The following is a 24,944-nucleotide window of genomic DNA, read 5'->3' as shown; positions in this document are numbered from 1 at the left end:
ATCACCGCTCATGCGCACGGCAGTCATCGTCGCCGGCGGTCGTTCGACCCGCTTCGGCGACGCCGACAAAGCGACCGCTGACCTCGCCGGAACGCCGATGATTCGCCGCGTCGGCGACCGACTCGCCGGTGTCGTCGACGCGCTCGTCGTCAACTGCCGCGCCGACCAGCGGGCGGCGATTCGCGACGCCTTCAGCGACTATCCGCACCCCGTTTCCATCGCCGAGGACGAGACGCCCGACGAGGGTCCGATGTCGGGGATTCGGACCGGTCTCCGCGCCGTTTCGGGCGAATACGCCGTCGTCGTCGCTTGCGACATGCCGTTCGTCAACCCCGACGTCGTCGCGTACCTGTTCGAGCGCGTCGAAGGTCACGACGCGGCCGTGCCGCAGTTGGACGATCAGTGGTTTCAGACGACGCACGCCGTCTACCGGGCGGACTCGATGGCCGACGCCTGCGACGCGGCGCTCGCGGAAGGTTCGCGGAAGATTATCGACCCGCTGTTCGAGTTGGATTACGTCGTCGTCGACGAGAGCGAGATTGCCGAGCACGGGAGCCTGCAGACGTTTGAAAACCTGAACACGCGTGAGGAGTTCGAGGAAGCCGCGCAGGAGTTCGAATAAGACGGCGGCTGGACGGAGTTACTCTACCACGCCGACTACCGCATCCTCTCGGTTCATCCGCGCGAGCACCACCTGCTCCACTCGCCCGCCGGCGCGCTCCAAGATTTTCGACGCGATCTCTCTCCCCACATCGGCCAGTTGTTCGTCGTCAACTTTGTTCACGACCGGAACCGCCGTTGCCCCCTCCGGAACTCGCTTCAATCCCCCCTCGTCGCTGGCGAGCACGGCCGCGACCGTTTCAGTCGTAATCGCGTTGCCCACGTCGATTCCCGCAATTTCGGCGACTCGCTCGGGGCGGTGCACCATCTTCTCGTCCAGCGGTTCGCCGACGACGTGCGCGCTGGCGATAGGGAGCACCGTCGCCGTCTCGTCGGGAATCTGCGGTTCGCGGTCGCTCGGCGCTTTGAAATCGCGCATCCGTGCGCCGTCGGCTTTGACGAGCACCGGTCCGTCGTGCGCCGCGGCGAGGCGGTCGAGGAGTTCGTTCTCGTAGCCGTGATACCGCACGTCGTCGGCCTGACCGGGGACGAGGCCGAGTGGAAAGTCGTCGAGCGTTGCTTCTTCGAGGGCAGCGAGCGGGTCGTCGGTTACGACGACTTCTTCGACGTTCTCTTCGAGCGAGGGAATCGGAATCCGGACCGACGCAGTGACGACGGCCCGGTCGAGACGCGACGCGAGCGCGTACAGTGTCGTCTTTTTGCCGCCCGCGCCGACGACGCAAGTCATCCCCTCGCGTGCGGCGAGTGCGTCGGCGAGTCGCATGCGACGCTACCGCTTTCCGAAGCGGATGCCATCCTCGACGAGGCGGTGGTTCCGCTCGCGGTCGATCTGGTCGGTGAGCCAGTCGATCTCGTACAGCTGCAGCATCAGATCGGCGTGGAGGTTGCGCCACGCGATGGCGTAGATGGGCGACTGGCCCCACGCGCGAAGCTCCGGGACGAACTCGTCGTAGCGTTCGAGTTGCGACTCCAGTCGTTCGAGCGCGTCCGTGACGTACTCGGCGGCCTCGGCCTCGTCGGCGGCCTCGTCGATGGCGCGGTTGATGCGCGACTCGATGCCGTCAACCGCATGCTGCATGTCCTGTGCGGCCGCGTCGCTGTCGTCGGGTAGCGAGTCGAGGATGCGACGGGGAACGCCGAGTGAAACGTGCTCCATGGCTCGAAATCACGCGGCCACGTCTAAAAAGTTCGCTCGCCCGCCGCCGCGTCCGAGAACCCCCCAGTCGTCGGACGGCGCGACGGGTGTCGGCCGGAGTCGACTGATACGCCGACGGAAACGGTGCCGTGGCGTCGGTACCGCGGGTCGACGTCAGCCGGTTGACGAGTTCGGCGCGTTCTGCCTACTGGCGCTTCGCCGCGTTCGGCGGAACCGGTGGTCCGCCAGCGACTCCCAGATGTCCTCCGCCGTACTCCGCGACCCGCCGCCTCCCGGCGAGGTGAAGTGACGGCGAGGGCCGCCCCAGTGGTCGGTCGCGTTGGACGGTTGGCTTCGCGTCTGTCCCCACATCTCGCCTTCGATAACGTCGGAGCGAGCGGTGAGGTGGTCAACGAGCGCGCCGATGCGCACCGGAATCTCGGTCACCTCCGACTCGCGTTGTTTCGGGTCGGCGACGGTGTTTATCCACTCCATCGCCTCGACGAATGCGGTTATCGCCGACGAGCGCGTCTGCGTGAACCCGATGGTCGTCGCGCTCGTCGCCTCGCCTGCGCACTCACGACAGTACAGTTCCCACTCTTGATTCGGCAACCGAACGGCGTGCAGCGAGAGACGCCAGCGTTCGGGGACGAAGGTAGCCTCGTCCGCCGAGAGCTTCTCGCACATCCAGCCGTTCGGTGCGACGATATCAGTGGCTGTAGCGACCATCTTCGATCCCCCCGTGAGTACCTTCCTCCGCAACCATCTGCGCTCGGATCGTTTGCGCGAGGCGCTTCGGTACGGTACCCTGTCGACGGAGATCGCTGCCGTGGTATTGGATCTGTGACATGGCTTGTCTGTCGGCCCGGTCCGGAGGCCCGGTTCCGGTGGCCGTGTTCCGACGGAAGTGCTTACAGCGCGATATCGAATAAATAGCCACAACTGTCCACCTGATAAATAGCCAGTTGGTGCACGTTATGGGGTGATGAAACCAACCGCAAGCGTCGATTCGTCCCGGCGTGATACGGCCTCGGGAGTGATTCACAGACCACGGGGAGCCTGTACGGATTCACGACTGTTTCAGAGAAATTCGACGTTTCGGGGGAAAATTCAGAATTCCGGCGTTAGAGGCCTTTTTGGGCCGCGAATACGCCGCCAAAATTCCTTGCGTGAACGGTCGTGAACGGTCGTTCCGCTCGTTATTTCTCGTCGACGTGACGGACCTCGGCGGCGACGCCGCGGGTCGATTCAGCCATCTCCGGACCCGACATCTCCGCTCTGGCGACGGCGAACGCCTTCGGGCCGTCGACGACAACCTCGTCGCCCGGACGGATCTCCTCGTCGGCGTCGACGACGCCGGGCGCGAGCACGCTCCCGTGGGGGACGAAGCCGTCTATCTCGATTCGCTTCGTCGGCGCGTCGGAGGCGTCCCACAGTCGCGCGCCGGCGAGCGTAAAGGAGAGCACGCCGTACTGCGGCACCATCGTCGCCAGCTGCTCGCCGTCGGCGTCGCGGACCTGTAGTTTCGGGTAGCGACTGGTCATCCGGATGTCCGCGTTCGAGAAGAGCGCGTCGCCCGCGCCGTCGCCGAATTGGTAGTCGGCGATGGCTTTCACCGTGTTGTGCTCGCGCTCTCGTTTCCGATATTTCGGCTCGTCCGCGAGCGTCGACGCGAGGTTCGCCAGCGACTCCGTCGTCGTCGGGTGGTCCTCGACGGTGTACTCGAACGGCATCTCAACCCGCTTTTCGACACGCTCGACGATGTCTCGGTACCCCTCCGGCGGGACGTGCGCGACGACGCGCGGGTACTCGTTGCGTTCGAGGTAGCGCCCCAACACTTCGGCGACGAACCGCTTTTCGTCTTCGGACCACCGGCCCGTCACCACCGAGTCGTAGTGCTGGGCGGGGTAGGTGAGTTCGAGTTCCTGCGGGACGACGCCGATGGGCGAGGTCATCGACACCTGGTGGGCGCGGAACTGGATAGCGTCGTGGTACTGGCCGTGGCTCTGGGACTCGCTGTACGGCTTCCGGGCAGAACACGGGACGAGCACCAGCGGCGAGTCAAACCGATTTCGATATCTGGTCGTCACCCGCTCGGCGAAGCGCTGAATCTCGACGCGGCGCAGCGAATCTTCGGTCGCGGCGGTGAGTTCCGAGTCGCGGATGACCGGCGTGCGCTGTTCGAGGTAGCTGTACTGCTGGTCGAACTCGCGGAACGCCGCCGTGAGCCACACGTTGTGACGCGCCTGTCCCTCTACGTAATCACGGAGTCGGCCGTCGCGAATCCGGCGTCGTACGCGGGCGAGTTCCGCCCGCAGGACGTTGACGTTGTGTCCGGCGCAGTCCTCGCGGGTGAACTCCTCGACGCCGCCGAGACAGGCCGAGCAGGCGCACGGGAGTTCGTCGAGATCTTCGAGGAAGTATTCGCCGTCGCTCGTGAGATATTTCCCCTCGAACCCTTTCACTCGGGCGCGCTTGGCATCCACGAGGTCAACTCCCGCGTACGCGAGCGTCGCGACGTTCGTGGGCGTAGCGACGCCGGAGAGATACAGCGCGGTGTCGGCCGGCAGCGACGCGCGGGCTTCGATAACTGCATCTTTGAACGCGGCGGCGTGGCCGACGAATCCGTGAGCGTCCGAGAGAATGTATGCGTCCGCTCCCACTTCGCGGGCGGCGTCGGAGGCGACGACGGCCGCGCTCGGGTAGTCGGTGTCGGGGTAGTCGACGGCGAACGACTCCTTGACCTCCTCGCGGGTTCCTGCGGGAAAGCCGCGGTGCGGGAGCACGGTCAGTCGGTTCTCGTCACCCTCGGGGGCCTCGCGTTCGGCCGCCCAGAGGCTCCCGGTGTCGTCGACCACGTCGTCGACGAGCGCGGGCGTCGGAAGCGACTCCGAGAGACGGAGTTCGCCGAGGCGGGCCGCCCCGTCGCGGGCGTGCACCTCGAAGTAGTCGGTCATGGTCGCTCTCTGCGACGGAGGGTGAACTATCTTGCTTTATGTGGTCAGAACCGCGGCGCATCGACGCCCGTCGCTCGAACCGGACCGAGACGGGAGTCGGCCGCTGTCACTCGTCGAGTTCGGCCGCTTCGTCGCCGGATTGGGTCGACTCGTCGCCGACAACGCCCGACAACGGTTCGAGCGTCACCGACTCGGGGACGAGTTCGAGCGCCGCGGCGGTCCACCCGTTGTAGGCGAGCGTGAACGACACCTCGGGGTTCTCGGCGACGAGCGCTGCGACGCCCTCTGCGGCCGTTTCCCGCGCCGCGTCGTCGAGTCGGCCGGGAACTTGGGCGTTCAGCGGATACGTGTCCGAGAGCGCACCGGGGAACGGACCGAACGGGGCGAGGACCTTCCAGACGGCGTCGTAGTCGCTCTCGGAGGGCGTCCCGCCCTCGGTCAGGAGCACGTCGTTATACGCCGCGAGGTCCAGACGCGCGAGGCGGCGGTGGTGTCGCCGAACTTCGGGCCGCGTCGCGCTCTCGTGCGAGAGGTGGAAGAACGACCCTTTCGCGGCGGGGTCTGATTGTTCAAGCTGATCGGCGTGGTCGAGAAGCGCCCGATAGCCGTCGAGCATCGCCGGGTGGCCGCGAGCGCGGACCTCGACCAGTTCGAGCAGGTTTCCCGCGCGGATGGCCTGTTTGATGCGGCGAATCTCGGCGAACGTGACGTGGAGATTGTGTTCGGCTAGCAGGCGTTCGGTATCGGCGTCGTTGGCCGCTCTGACTTCGTCGGGCGTGTGCGACGCACAGACCGGACAGGAGCACGGGAAGTAGTCGAGGTCTTCGAGGTGTTCGGTGCCGCGGACGGTGAGGTAGCGCTCGTCGCGAGCGTACAGCGCGTAGGCGGCGGAGTCGAACAGGTCGCAGCCCATCGCGACGGCGAGCGCGAACATCATCGGGTGGCCCGCGCCGAACAGGTGGACCGGGCAGTCTGCGCCGAGTCCGAGCTTGGCGGCGGCGACGGCGTCAACCATGTCGTCGTAGCGGTACGCGTTCATCAGCGGGACCACCGCGCCGACGGGGAACACGTCAAGGCTCGTCGCGTCTGCGTGGCGGGCGGCGCGCTCTCTGAGGTCCGGGTAGGTCGACCCCTGCACGGGGGCGTTGACGAGCATCTCACCCGCGTCGAACGCCTCGGCGTCGGCAAGAGCTTGCTTGGTGATTTCGAGTTCCTCCTCGGCCTGCTCGCGGGAAACGTCCGGCGGCGTCGGGATGTCGACGGGCGTCCCGATGTCCGAGCCGATATCCTTCTGGAACTGCAGAATCTCGGTCGTCGTCACGTCGATGTCGCCGTACTCTGCCAACTGGAACGAGCCCGAGTCAGTCATGATGGCGCCGGAGAAGTCGAGCATCTCGTGGAGACCGACGTCCAGCGCCGCCTCGCGGAGGTCGTCGGTCTTGCGGATGATGTAGGAGTTCGTGATGAGAATCTCCGCGCCGAACTCCGACTGGAGGCGGGCGGGCGAAATCGTCTGGACGTTGGGGTTAATGACGGGCAACAGGGCCGGTGTCTCCACGGTCACCCCGGCGCGCGGCACGGTGAGTCGGCCGATGCGTCCGGCCGCGTCACCCTGCCGCTGCTCGAAACAGTCGCGCATATACGGCGGCGTTTCGGCGGCGCGTCGGTAAGAGTTGCGTTCCGGCGGTACGGGGAACTGTGACGGGCGATTCGACTACGGCCGCGCGAGTTCGTACTGCAACACGCCGAGCGACGTGCGCCCGTCTCGAATCTCGTTGTCGACGACGGCGGCCAGAAGGTCCTCGTACTCCATCGTCACCGGGCGGATACTCTCGTTGAAGTCGAGTCGCTGCTCGGCGGTCGGTTCGCATCCGCGGGCGACGAAGTAGTGGTGCACCGAGTTAGCGATGCCGTTGGCGGGTTCGGCGACGTAGAACTCGTCTATCGAGTCGGCTTCGTACCCCGTCTCCTCGGCGAGTTCGCGGCGCGCGGCGGCAGCGAGATCGTCGTCTTCGGGTTCAGTGCCCCCTACGGGGAGGCTACGGTTAACGTGGCCGACGGCCTGCCGCCACTCTTCGACGAGCACCACGTCGCCGTCGGGGGTGAACGGCAGAATCACGACCGCGGGCGGCTCGTCGACGTAATGAAACTCTGTCTCCGTCCCGTCGGGCAGGCGCACGTCGTCCATCCGAATGTCGAATCCGGGGCAGGAGTAGTCAATTCGCGAGTCCGTCGTCTCCCAGTCGAGGATGTCCGCGTCGTCGACATCGTCGGCGTTGTCGATGTTGTCGGCGGTGTCGTCCATATCTCGTCGTCCGACGGTGAGCGGAAAAATCGTCCGGTCGGGGAGTCGATGGCCAGACGGCCCTACCTTCGTCGTCTCGCCGCGAACGTCGAGCGCGCGGCCGTGCCGAGACCCGCGAAGACGAGACCCAGGGAGACGAGCGTGACGACGATGTGGATTTCGGCGATCCAGAATGGAAGCGGCATACTCGTCCGTAACACCTGCAGGAGGAACGAGATGCCCGGGACATGGTTGGTGCCACCGGTCGTGGACACTCCCTCGCCCGCGTCGCTCTGCGCGGCCGCGTTGTACGGTTGGCCGCCGACCGTCTCGCCTTCGGGGAGGCGCTCGGCTTCGTACGGGATGTACTCGGTTCGGACGCTCCAGACGGCCTCACCGGACTCGTTGACTTCGACGATGCGCTGGTTCGCGGAGTCGGTGATGAGCGTGTTGCCGTTTTCGAGGCGGTCAGCGTCGCGCGGCCACGCGAATTCGACGCCCTCGGCGCTCGTGAGCTCCCACGCGACGCTCCAATCGCCGTCGTCGCCGCGGTGGAGTTCGACGATGCGGCCGTTCTCGGAGTCGGCGACGAGTATCGTGTCGTTGTCGAGCCACTGCGGATTGTGCTGGCGGTTCAACACCGAGGGATCGCCGACGCGGCCGTCGTCTGGGTTCGGGTCCTCGTTGACGACCTCGACGACGCCCTCGCCGCGCTCGACAACGAGCAGTTGGTTCGCGTTGCGGACCGAGACGAGGTATCGGTCCTCGCCGACGTGGTCGACGTCGTTGATGTGGAGCCAATCCTCGCGCGTCGGGTCGTCGGGACCGTCGGTGTAGAACTCGCTGGCGTTCCACTGCCAGGTAACTTCGCCGCCCTTGACGGTCATGATGCGCTCGTTCTCCATGTCGCTGACGAGGAACTCGCCGGAGGGGAGTAACTCCACGTCGTGGACTTCACTGTTCGCGCGCGTGCGAACGGGGAAGCTAAACTCGCTGACGACTTCGGGGTTCTCGCCGGGTTCGATGATACGGAACCCGGTGTGAGTACACGGCGACTCGTACGGGCCGCAGTCGTCGTATCCGCTGTCCATGAACCCCGCCATGACGCTGCCGTTGTCGAGCATTGTCACGTCGAAGTAGCTGTCGGCGTCGGCGAGTTCCCATGCCTTCCCGTCGTCTTCGAGGAGGTAGACGCTGCCGTAGTCGTGGAGACCGGTCCCGCCGCCTTGCGAACCGACCAATGTCTGTCTCGTCTCGTTCGTACCGTTGTCGTGGCTTCCCATCGCACCGATCGTCGGTGCGGTAGCGGCGCTGACGACCACCATCGCCACGAAGAGTGCGACGCCCGCGAGAACGAGGGCGGCACTCGTGCGTTTCGTAACCATCGGGATGCCGATACGTGTCGCGTGGGCAACGATGAAAGCTTCGGGTGACGGCCGGTCCCGTCAGATCGGGCTCGTCTCGATGCGACTTAACCCGGACCCTTCAGTCGGTTCCGGAGCATACGGTTCGCACCGCTGACGAACAGACCGAGGTCGTCGACGTGCGTGTAGTCGAGATACGGGTCGTCGTAGAATGACGAGAGCATCTCCCGGGCTGTCGCCCCGAGCGTCGGGCGTTCGACGTGCGGCGAATCGTCGCGAAAGAGGCTGATTACGTAGCCGAGTTCGCCGCGAAGCGAGTGGCTTCCGCTGTCGATGTCGTAGCTCGGGTCGATTCGGTCGGCCTCGCCGGTCGCCGCCTGCCAGTAGTAGTGCGGGAAATCTGCGCCCGCGTGGACCGTCGCCGGGAGCGACTGCCACATCCGGGGGTTGATCTCGGTGAGCACGAACTCGCCGGTCTCGTCGTCCTGCATGTACTCTATGCACGCGAGGCCGTGCCAGTCAAGGTGGTCCAGCAGTTTCCGCGCCGTGTCTTCGAGTTCCTCAATGTAGACGGATTTGCGGTAGACGCCGCCCCCGCCGATGTACGAGTCGCCGCGAATCTGCCGGTGTTGGAACGTCGCCAGCGGTTCGCCGTGGTCGTACAGCGCGGCGAACATGTACTCGTCGGAACTCGCCACGTACTCCTGGACGATGGGATCGTGCTCCATCTCCTCGAGGATGCAGTCGATGTCGGGCGACTCGCCGGGCGAGAGGTGTTTGATGCTCTTGACCTTCGAGGACTCCCTCGGCGAGTGGGTGTCGACGTAGCCGTCGGTGAGGAGGTTGTACCGCGACTTGATGATGAGCTCCGGTTCCCAGTCGTCGACCTCGCTGAGCAGTCGCGTCTCCGGCACCGGGACGCCGGCTTCCTCGGCGGCGGCCGCCAGTTCCAGTCGGTCCTGAGAGCGCCGGAGCACGTCGAACGGCGGGGCGACGAGGTTGACGACTTCCTCGAACTCGTCTCTGTACTTCGAGAAGATGTACGCGTCCTCCTCCCGCGAGGGGACGATAGTCCGGACGTCGGGGCGCGAGGCGATGCCGAGGAGGGCGTTCTTGTAGCCGACGAGGTCGGCATCCGGCGCGGGCAGCGAGAGACGCTCTCCGCAGTGTCGGGAGGCGAACACTGGCGGATCGTTGTATTCCGACGCGACGATGGTGTTTATTCCGCGCCGTCCGAGCGACCGTATCGTGGGATACGTGCGCGACGGCCCGAGTCCGGACGGAATCAACACCGATTCCTTCGTCCCGCGGCTTCTTGTCATACCAGTCAATGCAACGTCAAAAGACATTAACCCATTGCTGAGTTTCGGGTGGTGAGTATGTCCATAACTCGGGTTTCGAGAAGTAATAGGGTAGTTTATGGTAAAATCGTCAGTCCGGCAAGCGATCGCTGCAGACGTACGGAGCGGGCGAATAAAACGCCTTGAACGCTTGAAAGCGTACGCTACGGACGTTTATCCCGACGTTAGCGGTGCGGAGTCCGACGGTGTAGGACCCGCAGATTCCGAGATACCGGGCAGACGGACCATCGTGAGTTCGTTTTGTCTTTTCGCACAGTTTGAGAGACTGACGTTTCGCTTCGCTCGTGGTGGCGCCGTTCGCGCCGAAGCCACGTGGTGACCTCGCTAACGCTCGTCGAGGAGAAATGCGGGAGAAGTGGGCCGGCGCAGATTCGAACTGCGGTTACGGCCACCCGAAGGCCGAAGGATACCAAGCTACCCCACCGGCCCGCAAGACTGAGTTGCCCGGGCCGATGTTTAAGGGTTGCGAAAGACGGGGTTCCCCGTTACGCCGCGTCGAAGTACAGGTGCGCGTGCAACGCACAGCCGGGGTTGAACTCCGCGCTGCAGGACGGACACGCGTGGTCGGCGTCGAGGTACGCCGCGACGGTGAGTCGTTCGCCGCAGACGCCGCACAACACCGCCGGTTCGTCGAACCGACCGAGAGACCACCGCTCGGGTTCGTGGTCGGCGAGGGTCTCGTGACACTCGAAACACGGATGGTAGACGCCGCAGCACGGAAATTTAATCGCGATGACGTCGCGGTCGGCGTGGTAGTGCTCGCACCGCGTCTCGGCGTCGACGTCGACGCCGCAGAGTGGAACGTCGAACCGATTGTCGAACTCGGCGGAGTCGCCGTCGACGGTCGTCGGGTCATCGCAGTCGTCTACTCCGGTCGTCATCAGTATCGGGTGTAGGCGTCGGTGTCGAGATAGTTATGCGCGACGGTGATGGCGTGGTCGGCGTGGAGGATTTCGGGCCCGAGACGCACACGTTCGTCCGCGGCCGCCGCGAGTGCTTCGGCCTCCTCGTCGGTGAAATTGTGGTGGTCCGAGAGGATGAACGCCGGATCCTCCGGGGGGTCGACGTCGACGACCGGGTCGCCGTCCTCGTGCAGTTGCACCACGGTCGACTCGGCGGCGACGGAGTCGAGCGTCGCCTCGAACCCCATCCGGTAGAGCGAGACGCCGGGACTGCTCTCGGCGGGCATGTGGCCGATGGCCTCGTCGCGCGCGTCGAGCGCCTTCCGAATCAGCGCCGCGGTGCTTCGCTCGTCGGGGTTTAGCCGTCGGAGCTCCGCACCTTCGAAGCGGACTGTGTACTCGTCGCCGAGAACGAGGTGCGCGCGGACGTCCTCGCGAATCGCGTGCGAGAGAAAAAACGCGGAGTTGACGCACCGACAAAGTACGTCGAGGCGACCCGCGCCTCCGGCGATGTCGTCGAGCGAGAACTCGGGCGTCGTCGGCGCGTCGTGCCCGGTGATGATGAACTGGCGCATACTGGGAGATGCCGGCGGGGCGGCCTTGGCTCTGTCTACTCCATGGCGTTACCGCTCGTGTTTCGCGTCGGTCGCGTCTCGGACGGGCGCCGGTCGCGCTTGGATTTGATCACCGCCGCGACGACTGTCGTTCGAAACTACACACCCATCTTCGGTTGAAATTTCCATATATAGTTACTGTATATATCCACTTTTTGTTCGAAACACCGGACGACCGGGGTTCAATCAACCGTTTCAATAGAGGTAATTCGTGACAACGACGGAATGAGAGTCAAAAATAAACAAACTGTAGAACCATTTAGAATATAAACCGATATATGTGGCAGTTAATAGTGCACACTCGTCCAAAACTGGCCCTTATTGTTAAATTCTGTTGAGAGATACGCCCCGGGAGCGTTAGGTATTTATATAATCGGGTAAGAGCAATGTGTATCCTTCGCGAGTGATGTGACAGCGCATGACGAAAGACAACAACTCCCAACTGATCAATCGACGTCGGATGCTGCAGGGGCTCGGCGTCGCAGGTATCGCAAGTGTAGCTGGCTGTTCTGGCGGCGGTGGCGGAGACGGCGACGGCTCCGGCAACCAGAGCGGCGACGGTTCCGGAAACCAGAGCGGTGACGGCTCTGGCGGTGGACAGTCCTCCCAGGGCGGTCAACTCAAGATGGCGCTCGTCAAGAGCCCGCTCGAGTTCGACCCCATCGTCCTCAACGACGTGCCGTCCGCACAGGTCTCCCAGAACATCTTCGAGGGCCTTTACGAGTACGACGAGTCGACCGGACTCGTCCCCGCGCTCGCGGCGGGCGAGCCGGAGGTCAACGACGACGGAACGGTGTACACCGTCCAGATTGCCGAGGGCGCAACGTTCCAGAACGGCGACCCCGTCACCTCCGAGGACGTGAAGTACTCCTTCGAGGCACCGGTCAAGGAGGAGACCGAGAACGCCTCCGAGGTGAACATGGTCGACACCATCGACACGCCGGACGAGAAGACGGTCACGTTCAACCTCTCGTACCCGTACGGCGCGTTCGGTGAGACGACGCTCGCGTGGAGCATCGTCCCGAAAGCCGTCCGCGAGGAGGACCCCGACGCGTTCAACAACAGCAAGCCCGTCGGCTCCGGTCCGTTCGAGTTCGACGAGTGGCAGGAGGGCCAGTTCGCCCGTATCACCCGGTACGACGACTACTGGGGCGACCTGACGCCGAACCTCGAATCGGTCGAGTTCGTCCCCGTCGAGGAGTCGACGACCCGCGTGACGACGCTTCGCAACGGCGAGAACGACATCATCGAGGAGATTCCGCCGAAACTCTACTCCTCGGTCGAGCAGATTCAGGACGCCGAGATCCAGGAAGTGCCCGGCATCGGCTACTTCTACATGGCGTTCAACTGTGCGGAAGGCCCGACGGCGGACCCCAAGGTTCGCGAAGCGGTCGACTACTGCTTCGACATGGACCAGGCGGTCTCGAACTACGTCGAGCCGACCGGTGTGCGCCAGTACAGCCCGCTGCCGCAATCGATTGTCGACGACTGGGGCTTCGACCTCGGCCAGTGGGAGCAGATCCCGCACGGAAAAGACATCGAGCAGGCCAAACAGCTGTTCAACGAGGCCGGCGTCAGCCAAGACTACTCGTGGCGCATCATCGTCCCGCCGGACGACAAGCGTGAACAGATCGGCGTGACGGTGTCGAACGGGCTGCAGGAAGCCGGCTTCAACGCCGAAGTCCAGCGGCTCGACTGGGGTGCGTTCCTCGAACAGTACATCTCCGGTAGTGAGGACGATTACAACATCTACACGCTCGGGTGGTCCGGTTCGCCCGACCCCGACGCGTTCACTTACTACATGTTCGGCGCGACCGAGGACACCCTCGGCGTCACCGACGGGACGTTCTACCACGACTCGAGTCAACGCGCGAAAGAGGCGACCGAGAAGTTCGTCCAGGCCCGCGAGATCAACGACCAAGAGCAGCGCAAGCAGTTGTACAGCGAAGGCATCACGACGGTCCTCGAAGACCGCGCGCACCTTCCGGCGTACAACCTCAAGAACAGCTACGGCGTGAAGAACTACGTGAAGGACTTCGCGGAGCACCCGGTGGACAGCTTCCACCTCGCGTCGAGCCACAACAACACCTCGATCAACAAACAGTAGACTCGCCACAGCCCGAGTCTTCTCGTTCAGTATTTAGATAACTAACCCGTGGAAACCATTCAGAAGCGTACTGCCGCAGGCTGCAATCAGGGATGACAGACAGCAATGAGTAGACTTCGATATACGATTGGACGACTTCTGCAGGCGATTCCCGTCCTGCTCGGAGTTGTGACCATCACGTTCCTTCTGACCGATGCGATTCCGGGCGACCCGGTGAGCATCATGCTCGGCCCGTCGCCGAGTGCACAGCAGGCCGACGCCATCCGAGCGAAGTTCGGCCTCGACCAACCACTGTACGTTCGGTACTTCAACTACCTCTTCGACGTAATACAGCTAGAACTCGGCGAGAGCCTCTACTATGGGGTACCGGTAACCCAGAAAATCATGGAGCGCCTCCCCGTGACGATGCTGCTCATGGTGTCGAGTTTCACGTTCGCGCTCGTGACCGCGGTTCCGCTCGGCATCATCTCCGCGAAGCGGCGAAACAAGCCGACTGACCACATCTCGCGCATCGTCGCGCTTCTGGGCGTCAGCACCCCGTCGTTCTGGATCGGCCTGATGCTCATCATCGTCTTCGCGTACAACGTCAGCTGGTTCCCGGCGACTGGGCTGGTGATGCCGTGGGCACCGCCGTCGGCGATCGACGGCGCGTCGAACCGAATCGACGTCATCGTCACCACGATCAGACATCTGGTACTGCCGACCATCACACTCGGCACGCTCCAGATGGCGGCGTTCACCCGCATCGAGCGCTCCTCGATGCTGGAGGTACTTGGCGAGGAGTACGTCAAACTCGCGCGCGCCTACGGCGTCAGCGAGGGGAAAATCCTCCGCAAGCACGCATTCCGTAACGCACAGCTCCCGCTCATCACCATTGTCGGCCTCCAGCTGACGACGGCGCTTGGCGGCGCCGTGCTGACCGAGACCGTCTTCTCCATCAACGGGATGGGACGGTTGGTCATTACGGCGATTCAGAACCAGGACTTCCTCTTGGTGATGGGGACGACACTGATGTTCGGTGTCGTCTTCGTCGTCGGCGTCATCATCACGGACCTCTCGTATGCGTACGTCGACCCGAGAGTCTCCTTCGAGGGAGGTGACTAACCTATGGCGCCCGATACATCCACTCCACAGAACATCGACAGTCCAGAGGGCGGCGCGGCCGACGAACCGCAGGACGACGAGTTCGAGGCCCGCGTCGGTCTCTGGTACACCGTCTCGCAGATCAAGCGTGACCCGACGGCGTTGGCCGGACTTGTTCTTGTCTCGGTTGTAACCGTTATCGCAGTATTCGCGTACGTCGACAGCGTCTTCCTCGACTACTGGTTCGCCAACACGTTCTGGTACAACCCCGAAAGCGACCCCTCGCAGGCGGAGATTCTGCTCCCGCCGTACGGGTTGACGAACGAGATCTACCCGACGACGCCCGGGACACTCGAACACCCGCTCGGCACCGACCACCGCGGCCGCGACATCGCTGTCCGGCTGTTCTACGGCACCCGCATCGCTATCACGGTCGGCATCGTCTCGACCGGCATCGCGCTGGTGCTTGGGACGCTCGTCGGCGCGGTCGCCGGCTACTACGGCGGCTGGATCGACGACGCGCTGATGCGCGCCGCCGAGACGCTGTTCGCCATCCCGTTCCTCGTGCTCGTCATCGCGTTCATGGCCGCCTTCGGGCGTAACCTCACGTTCGCGATGATCGGTGTCGGTATCGCGACGATTCCGACGTTCGCACGCCTCATCCGCTCGCGGGTGCTGAGCGTCCGCGAAGAAGATTACATCGAGGCGGCGAGAGCCGCCGGGGTGCGCGACAGAAACATCATCCTCAGACACATCGTCCCGAACAGTTTCGCGCCGGTGCTCGTGCAGGCGACGCTGCAGGTCGGTATCAACATCCTCATCATCGCCGGCCTCTCGTTCCTCGGCTACGGCGCACAGCCCCCGACGCCGTCGTGGGGACAGATGCTCGCGGCATCCCGGCAGTACATGCTGCCGGACCCGTGGTTCAGCATCTGGCCCGGCATCGCCATCCTCATCACGGTGGTCGGATTCAACCTCGTCGGTGACGGCCTGAGAGACGCACTCGACCCACGGATCAACAACTGATGGCAGAACCACTACTCACCGTCGAAAACCTGCAGACACAGTTCTTCACCGAGGAAGGCGTCGTCCGTGCGGTGGACGGCATCAGCTTCACGGTGGAAGAAGGAGAACTCGTCGGCCTCGTCGGCGAGTCCGGAGCGGGCAAATCCGTCGCGACGAGTTCGATCATGCGACTCGTCGAGGAACCCGGCGAAGTCGTTGGCGGCACCGTCAAGTACCGCGACAAGGTCATTATCGACTTCGAGGAGGGACCGAACGGCGAGCGCCGCCCCTCCGACGAGATGCTGTCGAACAAACAGATGCGCGACGAGATTCGCGGCAACGAGATCGCCATCATCTTCCAGGACCCGATGGAGGCGCTCAACCCCGTCTTCACCGTCGGCAGCCAACTGAGGGAGTTCATCGAGATAAACCGCGACGTCTCCGGCAAGGAGGCCAGAGAAATCGCCGTCGACATGCTCCGTGAGGTCGGCATCCCCGAACCCGAGGAACGCTTCGACAGCTACCCCCACCAGTTCTCGGGCGGGATGCGCCAGCGCGTCCTCATTGCGATGGCGCTCTCCTGTGAGCCGAGCCTCATCATCGCCGACGAACCGACGACGGCGCTCGACGTCACCGTCGAGGGGCAGATTCTGGACCTCGTCGACGAACTCCAGGCAAAGTACGGAACGAGTTTCCTCTGGGTGACCCACGACATGGGCGTCGTCGCCGAAATCTGCGACCGCGTCAACGTGATGTATCTCGGCGAGATTATCGAGCAGGCGGAGGTCGACGACCTGTTCTACGAGACGAAACATCCCTACACGGAGGCGCTGCTGGACTCGATGCCGCGTCCCGACGAGACGGTCGACGAACTCAATCCGATAAAGGGCGTGATGCCGGAGGCGATTAACCCGCCGCCGGGCTGTCGGTTCCACACCCGCTGTCCGGACGCCCACGAAGTGTGTCGCCGGACCCGACCCGTCTATCAGGACGTGAGCGGGCCGGAGGGGTACCCGCACCGTGTCTCCTGCGTGAAGTACGAAGACGTCGGCTACGAGGACTCCGAACCGCTGGACACGGAGGCGACCGCCGCGTTCGGCGGCGAACTCGTCGAGACACGAGGTGAGAGCGATGAGTAGCACGACAACTCAAACGGACGAGCGAGAAGACCAAGAGACGATACTCCGCGTCGAAGGACTGACGAAACACTACTCACAGGGGGCGGGGTTGCTCGACAGCTTCTTCCCGAAACCGAAGGTGAGAGCCGTCGACAACGTCTCCTTCGAGATCGAACGCGGCGAGACGCTCGGACTCGTCGGCGAGTCCGGCTGCGGGAAGTCGACGCTCGCGCGCACGGTGTTGAAGCTCGTCGAACCGACCGACGGCGCTGTCTACTTCAACGGCCGCAACATCGCCGAACTCTCCGGCGAGCAACTGCGCCAGCAGCGCCAGGACATGCAGATGATCTTCCAGGACCCGCAGTCGAGCCTCGACCCCCGGATGAAGGTGGGGACTATCGTCGAGGAACCGATGCGCGCCCACGACCTCTACGAGGGCGAACGCGAGGAGCGCGCCCGCGAACTGCTGGAGAAAGTCGGTCTCGACCCGCAGCACTACAACCGCTACCCCCACCAGTTCTCTGGCGGTCAGCGCCAGCGGGTAAACCTCGCGCGGGCGCTGGCGGTCAACCCCGACTTCATCGTCTGCGACGAACCCGTCTCCGCGCTCGACGTGTCGATTCAGGCACAGGTGCTGAACACGATGCAGGACCTGCAGGACGAGTTCGGTCTCACCTACCTCTTTATCGCGCACGACCTCTCGGTCATCCGCCACATCTCAGACCGCGTCGCCGTGATGTACTTGGGGCAGATGGTCGAACTCGCCGAGACCGAAGAGCTGTACGAGAACCCCCAGCACCCATACACGCAGGCGTTGCTCGGGTCGATTCCAGTTCCGGACCCGCGGGTGAAAGGACGTCGCGGCTTACTCGAGGGCGACGTTCCCTCGCCTATTGAACCGCCGTCGGGCTGTCGGTTCCGGACGCGCTGTCCGAAACTCATCGCGCCCGACGGGTACGACTTCACCGAGCGCGAATGGAGCGACGTGCGCGCCTTCATGCGGGCGGTTACCCGGCGAACGTTCGAGGTTGAGACCGAAGGCCAACTGCGAAGTGAGTTCTTCGAGAAGGGTACGCCCAGCGGCGAAGCCGGCGACATCGTCGAGACGGCTATCGACTCGCTTTTGAGCGACGAGTGGGAGCAGGCCGAAGAACTGCTCCGCGAGTCGTTCGCCGAACCGAGCATCTGCGCGCAGGAGAAACCCGACTACACCGTCCCGACGCAGTACGGGACGGGGGTACACCACGCGGCGTGCCACCTCCACCGTGACAGTATCGAGAGCAGCGCTAACGCGGACTGAGCGCAGGTCACTCCACTTTTAGCCGATTTCGATTTCTACGGCGTCGCTTAGGCGACCGTCTCCGGTCGCGACGAACGCACCGATTTCGTGAACCCCCGGGTTCGGGAGTTCCCACGTCGTCCGGTCGCCGACGCGTTTGAGGTGGCCGTTCCACGTCCGTTCGATAACTTTCGTCTCCTTGGCGCGGAAGGCGAACGAACCCGGGGTGTCGCTCAGATAGCGCGGTTCGTCGCTCCCCTCTAACTGGCCGTCGACGGTCCACCCCCAGAGCCGTCGCTTCGGTGTCGCCACCGTCACCGGAACGGGCAGCCGATTCCGAATCGTGATCGTGAGTTCGACCGGGTCGCCCCGTTCGTACCGACGCCGGTCTGTAGCGACGTCGACCGACAGTCCGCGGCGCGCGAGCGATTGCGGGACGAACTGGCCGAGTCGCTCCGCGAACGAACTGCCGCCTTCGTCGAACCCGTAGCGGTCCTCGCGGTCCGACGAGGCGGACTCCCTCCGTGGCATACGCGTTCGTATCGAGCGTCTCGCAGATGGCTCTGTCGAACCACGATTAGGGAACTCGAATAGCGAATGAAACGAGCCAATCGTTAGAAGTCAGTCTCAATACCATCACCAACGCTAACTGAAGAACGGTTCTCTCGGTTCGGTTGAGACCGGGATACATTCACCCAGAGATGTGCCTCCCGGTATGCGTTTTCTACTGTTGGCTCTGCAGGCGGCTCAGATTTGTAGAGAAGATACGTGAGTCGGAGCCGCTCACCCGTGAGTTGCGGTTGAATTGTATGATTGAGTTGCCAAGACTCGTTGTGCTCAAGGTGTGTCTCAAACTGATGTAATCGCTCTTCTTCGAGAACCGTTGTTGAGTTATTCGAGACGCTAACTCGTTGCAATTCCACGACGAGAGAATAGTTGACTGGCTCATGCTCTTGATTCCCGATTCCGACATACAGCGACGTTGGCTCACCTTGCGTCAGGTTTGCTGGATAGTTGTCTGCGACGAGTTCACCGTCGTCATTTTCCGTTAAGAGATACAGCTCAGAGAACGATTCACCCTCTTTGGGGACAGCAACCGCATAGCCGACACTGGTGACCGCAAGCATGACACTAATTGCGAGGAGAACGTTCAATGCCGCATCAGTCTTCGTATCCGGTTCAAGTAGCTCGACTCTTGCCGACGCAATCCACTCACGATATGGCACTGAGAACTGCTCTTCTGGAGGGAGTGCTTGACGACGTTTTGCAGCAACGATCGTCGAAATGAGCGTAAACCCGCTCAGTGAGATGACGATCGGAACTAAGCGAATCCCCCACGGAGTGAAATTGAGGATGAGTCCAATGAGTGGCGAGATTGCGATACTCGTCCCGAATGAAAGGGCAACGCGTTCGATCCCATCGATACCACCCTCTGTAATCCCTAGTTTTTCTCCATCTGAATCTGGAGTGACCTCGCCTGCTTCCGGAAAGAGTGCGGCAATAAACGCATAGCCGGGGATAAATAACACGAACGGAAGCCCCAGCGCAATTCGCAGTGGCGTCTCACTAATTACTGGAAAGAGCACAGCAATGCCCGTCGCAAGGACAACCATCACTATGGCTGCCAGATCTGCAGGCAGTGTCCGGATTCCAGCTGGCAAGAGTAGGCGCCAGTCGAATTCGCGACTCACAATTGCTCGTACAGGTACCCTGTGAAAAATGAGTCGGTATGAGTGTCACGATGAGTGACACTGAGTCGTTATAGAGCACCGAATGTGTTCTAAAGATAACAGCGAGAGTTCCACGGGTCACCTGACCCGTGGTCGTTTACCGCTTGGAATTCCCCCGGCTTCCAGCCGAGGAGGACGTCAGGATCGAAGAACCAGTACTGCCAATATCCACTCCACTCTTGCCAGTATTCTCGTCAATCGGATGTAACGACGCTGCTATCATCGCTACCGACAGTGTCTAAAAGCAACTCAATAGCATCGAGTACTTCGGATGCATTTTTTTCGGAGAGTTTCTCGCGGCGATATGCTGCCTGTTCGTAGGCGGCTGTAAGCTGCTGGAGCGCCGTGAGATCGGTGTTCTCTCCGTTCTGATCTGCAACCGTCTGATACCATTCCCAGTGTGTCTGCTGTTTTTGCCCGGTGAGATTTAATCGTGCAGAGACGCGTTCGCGTACTGCAGCGTAGCCCAACTCTACTGCATGGTCTGGGCGTCCATCGTTCAGGGCTTCTCCTGCGAGAGTAAGACGTGATACGGGCTCAGCTGACGCGGCAGAATCGTCGGCAGTAGACTTCGGCTCTGAACGGTCTTGGTCTCCTGTGACGACCACCTCTTCCGCGTTGACGTCTTCGTTGTTGCGACGCCACCACCAGAATATCCCACTCGCGAGCACGAGAACGGCTGCACCAATTACAATACCAACTCGCGTCTTCTCGCCTACGAAACCACCAAATTGACTATTGCTTTGACTCTCACCAGCAGCTCCCGAACTACTGAGTGCGACTTCAGTAGTCGCACGTGATCGCTCAAGATTCGTTCCTTCACTGGGGAACACGGCAGTAAAACCGAGTGTCGCGTTCGTGTCATCGAACGACGCTGTCGACACATCTGCCTGGAATCGTCCAGTCCGATCCGTCGTTGCCGTAGCGACGACACTGCCGTCATGTCTCAGAAGGATCTCTTGTTTTGGTAGCGTCGTTCCATTCTCTGTTGAGAGTACTCCCGAGAGCGTTACTGATGACGGCGATGACTGTGAGCCTGAAACATTCAGTCGCGTCTCTGTGGTTTCGACTGAAACGGTACTCACGTGCTCGTCTGCGACGACTGCTTGCGACTGTGAAGGCGTCGAGATGGTGAGTGGCTGGTCACCTGCAGGGATGTCCGCTGGGAGCGATTCAGAGAGCGAGAATGATCCTGAGTCAGTTGTCTGGACGGTCCCGAGTTCGACCCCACCAAGCGAGACGACGAGTGGAATCTCGCTAACAGATTGGTTCTGGACTGCGAGCGAACCAGACACCGTTACTGGTTCATCAAAGCGTGCAGTCTCTGGTGATTCTGTAAGCGAGATGGCGGCAGTCACTGGCTCAACTGACGTATTCAGCGTCGCATTTGATCCGTAGTAGACGGACGTCTCTGTAGGAACATATCGGACTGTAATGTCTGTCTCACCCTGTGGCAGCGTCCGTGGGCGAAATGAGGTTTCGATGCGTCCGTTTGCATCAGTTTGGGTCTGAATCCGCTGTGATCCAATGGTAAGGACGATATCTCGATTTGACAGCGGCTCTCCGTCGGTAGTCGTCAGCTGTCCGGTAATCGAAAGCGGGTTGAGATACGACGTCTGCGATTGTTGGCTTGTGAGCGTCAGTGAGGTCTCAACGAACTCCGATTCTCTGATATCGGTTTGTTGAGCACTGATATTCTGCGTGATGTTGCTGACGCGGTCTTGGCTCTCAGTGGTGTCCACACCGGTTCGATTCCCGAGGCGTTCATACGACCGTGTGAGATCCGAGCCGCTTTGGCTGACATTCGGCTCGTGCTGTTCTAACTCACGGGCAAGCTGTCGTGCCCGTTCCTCGTTTCCATTCTGCTTTGCGTCTTGGTACTCATCGTATGTTTCACGATACGATTGCACCGCAGTCGTGTACTCATCTTGTTCGTCGTGGGTGCGTTCGAGTTGGTTTCCCGCGCCAGTGGGTCCTTCGACATCGACATATTTGTCGAGTAAGTCGTTGTACTCATCGCCGAGAAGGTCACGTGCTCGTTGATACTCACCTTGCTCGATCTCGACTGTTCCCTGGCCGAGTCGCGAGACCATTTTCTCGATAAGGTATGCGCGGAGTTGGTCTGTATCGCCATCGCGTCCAACGAGATCTGGATTTTCGTGGCGAACAGAGCTATTGTTCGACGAGTTCTCAATCTGCGTATAGTCGTCTCCGACTGCGAATACTGAATGTGTAGCCCCTGGCGTATCGCTTGCAGCTACCACGACGGGGGCAAAGAGAGTGCTCGCTAAAAGAAGCGAACACAAAAACACCACAAACACTCGGTTGTGGAGCGGAGACGAGCGATTCACGAGTGGGTCGAACAAGTGGAAGTATATATTATCTTTCTTCTCTCGAAAACCGGGACGGACGAACAGAACATTCAATTGTCACGGGTAATACCCACATAGCAATGCGGCTCACTCGAGAAGGCACTGGAGTTGTTGTACTGCTTGCAGCGATGGCAGTACTCTCCGTTCTTCTCGACCGGCTTACGCTCTTGTTTGGTGTTGCTGTCATCGGTGCGTGGTTTCTCATCTACCAGTGGTCCGTTGTCAAGGCGTTCATCACCGCCAATGACGGTCTTTCTGTAGAGCTTACTCCACATCAGTCTCGCCAACTCGTCAATGAAGACGTCACCATTACACTGCAACTCACAAAACCCACGGACACAGCAGTCTCGCTTACTGCAATCGCACCATCCCCTATCGGTGCAAGCAGTTCCTCTCGAGAAGACCGGCTCGTCATCGTCTCTGAAGATGAGGCGACTGCAGCGACGACGTTCTCCCATCAGTATCCCGTTGCTGGCCAACACGTCCTCCCTCCGATTGAACTCACCTTCAGCGATCGGCTTGGACTATTCTCGGAAAAACGCCACTTCGAGACTAACACGCAGATTCAGATTACTCCGCGAGCACCACGTTCGATGCACGTCGGTCAAGCAGGAGAACGGGTGACCGCTGCGTATGGTGACACGCCATCAGGCCAGCGTGGTGGAGGGTTACTTCCACTTGTCCTCAGAGAGTACACCGCAGATGACTCTGCAGGGCAAATCGATTGGAATGCTACCGCTCGGCTTGGAACACCGTACGTTACTGAGTACGAACAGGAATCAGACTATGAGACCATATTCGTCATCGATCACCGCGCATCGATGGCCGTCGGTCCACCCGGTGAGACCAAATTCGATTATGCACGCGATCTCGCACTGAGCTTCATTGAGGCAGGCTTCAACTCAACCGACACAGTTGGATTGTCGATTGTCGAATCAGACTCGTATCGATGGATTCGAAAACCTGCCGCTGGCGGTGACTTCTTGCGACTTCTTGGTGAAGAACTTCGGCGACTATCGAACCCACAAACGAGTGCGTCACAATCTCGACGAAAAGACGGTGGGAGTCGCTTCCGGGAAGAATCCCAGTTACTCCGGCAACGACTGTCTACAGAGACGTCGCCGTTCGAGACGACGCTCCGAAGCTATCTCCGACCAGCCAGAAATACCGTCCAAGTCCGCGAAGACTCTCTCCAAGAAGCACTCACTGAGCTCCATACGCGACGTGGGCGAAGTAACACTGGCGAAGTACTGCTGTTTACGGATGATACGAACCGCCATCGGCTCCTTGACTCGGTCTCTCAACTGAGAAGACACGGCTATACAATCGGTGTGTTTCTCACGCCATCTGTGCTCTTTGAAACGCAAGATCTCACTGCACTCGAGTCAGCGTACGATCGATATGTGTCCTTCGAGGAGTTCAGAAAACGGCTCACTCGCCTCGAGGGAGTGTCTGCGTTCGAAGTTGGGCCACGCGAGCGACTCACCACACTCCTTTCGGCGTCGCAGCCACCTGAGTCTACATCTCGGCAAGATTAACTATGCGGAGTCAGAGACTCGATTCAATGGCCGTTTCGGGAACCGAATCGCTATTTAGCGCTCGTGGCTTGCTCACCCCACAGTCACGTGGCTTGGCGATGGTTGCCATTTGTGCCGTCGTTGCTGTGTTTTGGGCTGTCAGTGGCGTACTCGGTGTGGCTGTTGGACTCTTCGTTATTGCGAGTGCCATAGTCATGAACGAACTCGTCGGGTACGCTATCGGCGCAGCCATCTTGACTGCGCTCACTTCGGACGCCTCACTTATCGCCTCTCTTGGCTTCCATACCGGATTGAGCGTCGTATTGGTGCCACTGCTGCAGCGATCAGTGCCCGGTTCGATCGGCTCAATCGGACTCCGATATGGTGTGGTCGTAGCAGTATTCGTTGGGGGTATTGTCCTTCTCAGCACATGGTATTCGTCAGTGCTTGTGGTGTCTGCAATCGTCTTTGCAAGTATCGTCCTGTGTGGGTACGGACTGCATCGGTATGAGCGGGTGAGACTCGGTCTTGCTGGAGGGGAGGAGAACGCGTGAGTACACCAACTGGAACGACAGAGATGAGCAGCGATTCAGAGTCAACGTCTGAACGTGACGAGACAGTTGAGTTGCAAGCACAGGTCGAACTGCTGCGACATGAAAACAAGCGGCTTCGCCGCGAAACACGCCGCGCAAAGCAGGTTACACACAGACGGGCCGCGATTGCACTCGCAGGAGTCGGTGTGCTAGCCGGTGGTGCTGGTCTCTTGTTGCCAACCGTCCGTGAGCTCCTGATTGCCCTCTCTGGAATTGGATTGTTTGGTGCGGTATTGACGTACTATCTTACCCCAGAGCAAGTCCTCACAGCCGATGTGAGCGAGCGTGTCTATACGGCGCTTGTTCAAAATGAACAGGCAGTCGTTTCTGAACTTGATTTGAGCGATGAGATGGTGTATCTGCCAAGCACTGAATCGGGGAACATCCGGTTGTTTGTTCCCCACTATGCGGACTACCAGCTTCCTGCACGCGAGGAACTGCGGTCGTTCTTCGTTGTTTCAGAGTCTGGCCACGAACGTGGGGTGGCGTTTACGCCAGCAGGAAAGTTACTGTTCGAGGAGTTCACAGAGACGGTCTCTGTTTCAGAGGCCTCGTTCGATGAGTACGTCTCGCAACTTACAGACGCAGCAGTGCATTCGTTTGAGCTCGCCTCCGCAATTGAATATTCATCGGATGCGTCTCAGGGTCGGCTCACAATCGAGTGTACGAATCCAGCGTATGATGGCGCGACACAGTTCGACCATCCGATTACGTCTTTTGTTGCAGTCGGCATTGCAGCTCGTCTTGGCTGTCCGGTTTCCACGACAACAACGTTCGATGCAGGCGTCTTAACTACAATTTACCTGTGGGATACCGAAATGAAAGATGAATAGTATTATATCTATATTAGATAATCTCTTTTTGTGACTGCTTTGCGAGAAGCAGGCACCACCCCATATTGA

22 protein-coding genes and 1 tRNA gene are annotated in these 24,944 nt (G+C 61.2%); 9 read left to right on the top strand and 14 right to left on the bottom strand.

The window, feature by feature from the left end:
- Window positions 1–10 precede the first annotated feature (10 nt).
- On the top strand, window positions 11–622 hold the full coding sequence (locus tag LAQ58_RS01115; RefSeq protein ID WP_224448785.1) for a molybdenum cofactor guanylyltransferase: 612 nt from the start codon (window positions 11–13) through the stop codon (window positions 620–622).
- Between the two features lie 18 nt (window positions 623–640).
- On the opposite strand, the gene yqeC is transcribed toward LAQ58_RS01115, so the two are convergent.
- The 11 genes from yqeC to trmY form a co-directional block, all read right to left on the bottom strand.
- The gene (yqeC, locus tag LAQ58_RS01110; protein WP_224448784.1) at window positions 641–1,384 is read right to left on the bottom strand and encodes a selenium cofactor biosynthesis protein YqeC; all 744 of its coding nucleotides are present in this window, start codon (window positions 1,382–1,384) and stop codon (window positions 641–643) included.
- 6 nt (window positions 1,385–1,390) lie between these two features.
- Window positions 1,391–1,777 carry a DUF7971 family protein gene (locus LAQ58_RS01105; RefSeq protein ID WP_224448783.1) on the bottom strand — a complete coding sequence of 129 codons (387 nt, stop codon included), beginning with the start codon at window positions 1,775–1,777 and terminating at the stop codon, window positions 1,391–1,393.
- Window positions 1,778–1,930: 153 nt separating this feature from the next.
- Window positions 1,931–2,485, bottom strand: coding sequence for a hypothetical protein (locus tag LAQ58_RS01100; protein WP_224448782.1), 555 nt, complete (start codon window positions 2,483–2,485; stop codon window positions 1,931–1,933).
- 470 nt (window positions 2,486–2,955) lie between these two features.
- The gene (arcS, locus tag LAQ58_RS01095) at window positions 2,956–4,713 is read right to left on the bottom strand and encodes an archaeosine synthase subunit alpha (protein ID WP_224448781.1); all 1,758 of its coding nucleotides are present in this window, start codon (window positions 4,711–4,713) and stop codon (window positions 2,956–2,958) included.
- A gap of 106 nt (window positions 4,714–4,819) precedes the next feature.
- The gene (gene tgtA / locus LAQ58_RS01090; RefSeq protein ID WP_224448780.1) at window positions 4,820–6,352 is read right to left on the bottom strand and encodes a tRNA guanosine(15) transglycosylase TgtA; all 1,533 of its coding nucleotides are present in this window, start codon (window positions 6,350–6,352) and stop codon (window positions 4,820–4,822) included.
- A 75-nt stretch (window positions 6,353–6,427) separates the two neighbouring features.
- A complete protein-coding gene (locus LAQ58_RS01085) occupies window positions 6,428–7,018 on the bottom strand; it encodes an NUDIX hydrolase (RefSeq protein WP_224448779.1) in 591 nt (196 codons plus the stop codon).
- A gap of 62 nt (window positions 7,019–7,080) precedes the next feature.
- Window positions 7,081–8,382, bottom strand: a complete 1,302-nt coding sequence (locus tag LAQ58_RS01080) for an arylsulfotransferase family protein (protein WP_224448778.1) — start codon at window positions 8,380–8,382, stop codon at window positions 7,081–7,083.
- Window positions 8,383–8,468: 86 nt separating this feature from the next.
- Window positions 8,469–9,683, bottom strand: coding sequence for a carboxylate--amine ligase (locus tag LAQ58_RS01075; protein WP_224448777.1), 1,215 nt, complete (start codon window positions 9,681–9,683; stop codon window positions 8,469–8,471).
- Window positions 9,684–10,078: 395 nt separating this feature from the next.
- Window positions 10,079–10,151, bottom strand: a tRNA-Pro gene (locus LAQ58_RS01070).
- Window positions 10,152–10,207: 56 nt separating this feature from the next.
- Window positions 10,208–10,603 (bottom strand): CHY zinc finger protein, encoded by a 396-nt coding sequence (locus LAQ58_RS01065; protein ID WP_224448776.1) that lies wholly within the window; start codon window positions 10,601–10,603, stop codon window positions 10,208–10,210.
- Window positions 10,603–11,199 carry a tRNA (pseudouridine(54)-N(1))-methyltransferase TrmY gene (gene trmY / locus LAQ58_RS01060; RefSeq protein WP_224448775.1) on the bottom strand — a complete coding sequence of 199 codons (597 nt, stop codon included), beginning with the start codon at window positions 11,197–11,199 and terminating at the stop codon, window positions 10,603–10,605. Before trmY ends, LAQ58_RS01065 begins: the two co-directional genes overlap by 1 nt.
- 457 nt (window positions 11,200–11,656) lie before the next feature.
- Here trmY and LAQ58_RS01055 point away from each other — a divergent pair, with 457 nt between their 5' ends.
- The 5 genes from LAQ58_RS01055 (at window position 11,657) to LAQ58_RS01035 (ending at window position 17,851) form a co-directional block, all read left to right on the top strand.
- Window positions 11,657–13,345, top strand: coding sequence for an ABC transporter substrate-binding protein (locus tag LAQ58_RS01055; RefSeq protein WP_224448774.1), 1,689 nt, complete (start codon window positions 11,657–11,659; stop codon window positions 13,343–13,345).
- Between the two features lie 105 nt (window positions 13,346–13,450).
- Window positions 13,451–14,449 carry an ABC transporter permease gene (locus LAQ58_RS01050; RefSeq protein ID WP_224448773.1) on the top strand — a complete coding sequence of 333 codons (999 nt, stop codon included), beginning with the start codon at window positions 13,451–13,453 and terminating at the stop codon, window positions 14,447–14,449.
- Between the two features lie 3 nt (window positions 14,450–14,452).
- Complete coding sequence (locus LAQ58_RS01045) at window positions 14,453–15,454, top strand: ABC transporter permease (protein WP_224448772.1); 1,002 nt, start codon at window positions 14,453–14,455, stop codon at window positions 15,452–15,454.
- Window positions 15,454–16,572: an ABC transporter ATP-binding protein gene (locus LAQ58_RS01040; protein ID WP_224448771.1), complete on the top strand. Its 1,119-nt coding sequence runs from the start codon at window positions 15,454–15,456 to the stop codon at window positions 16,570–16,572. Before LAQ58_RS01045 ends, LAQ58_RS01040 begins: the two co-directional genes overlap by 1 nt.
- The gene (locus LAQ58_RS01035) at window positions 16,565–17,851 is read left to right on the top strand and encodes an ABC transporter ATP-binding protein (protein WP_317988539.1); all 1,287 of its coding nucleotides are present in this window, start codon (window positions 16,565–16,567) and stop codon (window positions 17,849–17,851) included. Before LAQ58_RS01040 ends, LAQ58_RS01035 begins: the two co-directional genes overlap by 8 nt.
- An 18-nt stretch (window positions 17,852–17,869) precedes the next feature.
- Here LAQ58_RS01035 and LAQ58_RS01030 read toward each other — a convergent pair whose 3' ends face one another.
- The 3 genes from LAQ58_RS01030 to LAQ58_RS01020 form a co-directional block, all read right to left on the bottom strand.
- Window positions 17,870–18,361, bottom strand: coding sequence for a DUF7974 family protein (locus tag LAQ58_RS01030; protein WP_224448770.1), 492 nt, complete (start codon window positions 18,359–18,361; stop codon window positions 17,870–17,872).
- 83 nt (window positions 18,362–18,444) lie between these two features.
- The gene (locus LAQ58_RS01025; protein ID WP_224448769.1) at window positions 18,445–19,521 is read right to left on the bottom strand and encodes a DUF1616 domain-containing protein; all 1,077 of its coding nucleotides are present in this window, start codon (window positions 19,519–19,521) and stop codon (window positions 18,445–18,447) included.
- 233 nt (window positions 19,522–19,754) lie between these two features.
- Window positions 19,755–21,824 carry a DUF4129 domain-containing protein gene (locus LAQ58_RS01020; RefSeq protein ID WP_224448768.1) on the bottom strand — a complete coding sequence of 690 codons (2,070 nt, stop codon included), beginning with the start codon at window positions 21,822–21,824 and terminating at the stop codon, window positions 19,755–19,757.
- A gap of 188 nt (window positions 21,825–22,012) precedes the next feature.
- Between LAQ58_RS01020 and LAQ58_RS01015 the strand changes: the two genes are divergently transcribed.
- The 3 genes from LAQ58_RS01015 to LAQ58_RS01005 are packed head-to-tail and all read left to right on the top strand — an operon-like array spanning window position 22,013 to window position 24,875.
- A complete protein-coding gene (locus LAQ58_RS01015) occupies window positions 22,013–23,470 on the top strand; it encodes a DUF58 domain-containing protein (protein ID WP_224448767.1) in 1,458 nt (485 codons plus the stop codon).
- A 2-nt stretch (window positions 23,471–23,472) separates the two neighbouring features.
- A complete protein-coding gene (locus LAQ58_RS19245; RefSeq protein WP_484494506.1) occupies window positions 23,473–24,003 on the top strand; it encodes a DUF8163 family membrane protein in 531 nt (176 codons plus the stop codon).
- The gene (locus tag LAQ58_RS01005; RefSeq protein ID WP_224448765.1) at window positions 24,000–24,875 is read left to right on the top strand and encodes a bZIP transcription factor; all 876 of its coding nucleotides are present in this window, start codon (window positions 24,000–24,002) and stop codon (window positions 24,873–24,875) included. The genes LAQ58_RS19245 and LAQ58_RS01005 overlap by 4 nt, the downstream gene beginning before the upstream one ends.
- Window positions 24,876–24,944 lie beyond the last annotated feature (69 nt).

Origin of the sequence: Haloprofundus salilacus, assembly GCF_020150815.1 — an archaeon.
GTDB lineage: Archaea > Halobacteriota > Halobacteria > Halobacteriales > Haloferacaceae > Haloprofundus > Haloprofundus salilacus.
This window is presented reverse-complemented; position numbering and strand designations above follow the sequence as displayed.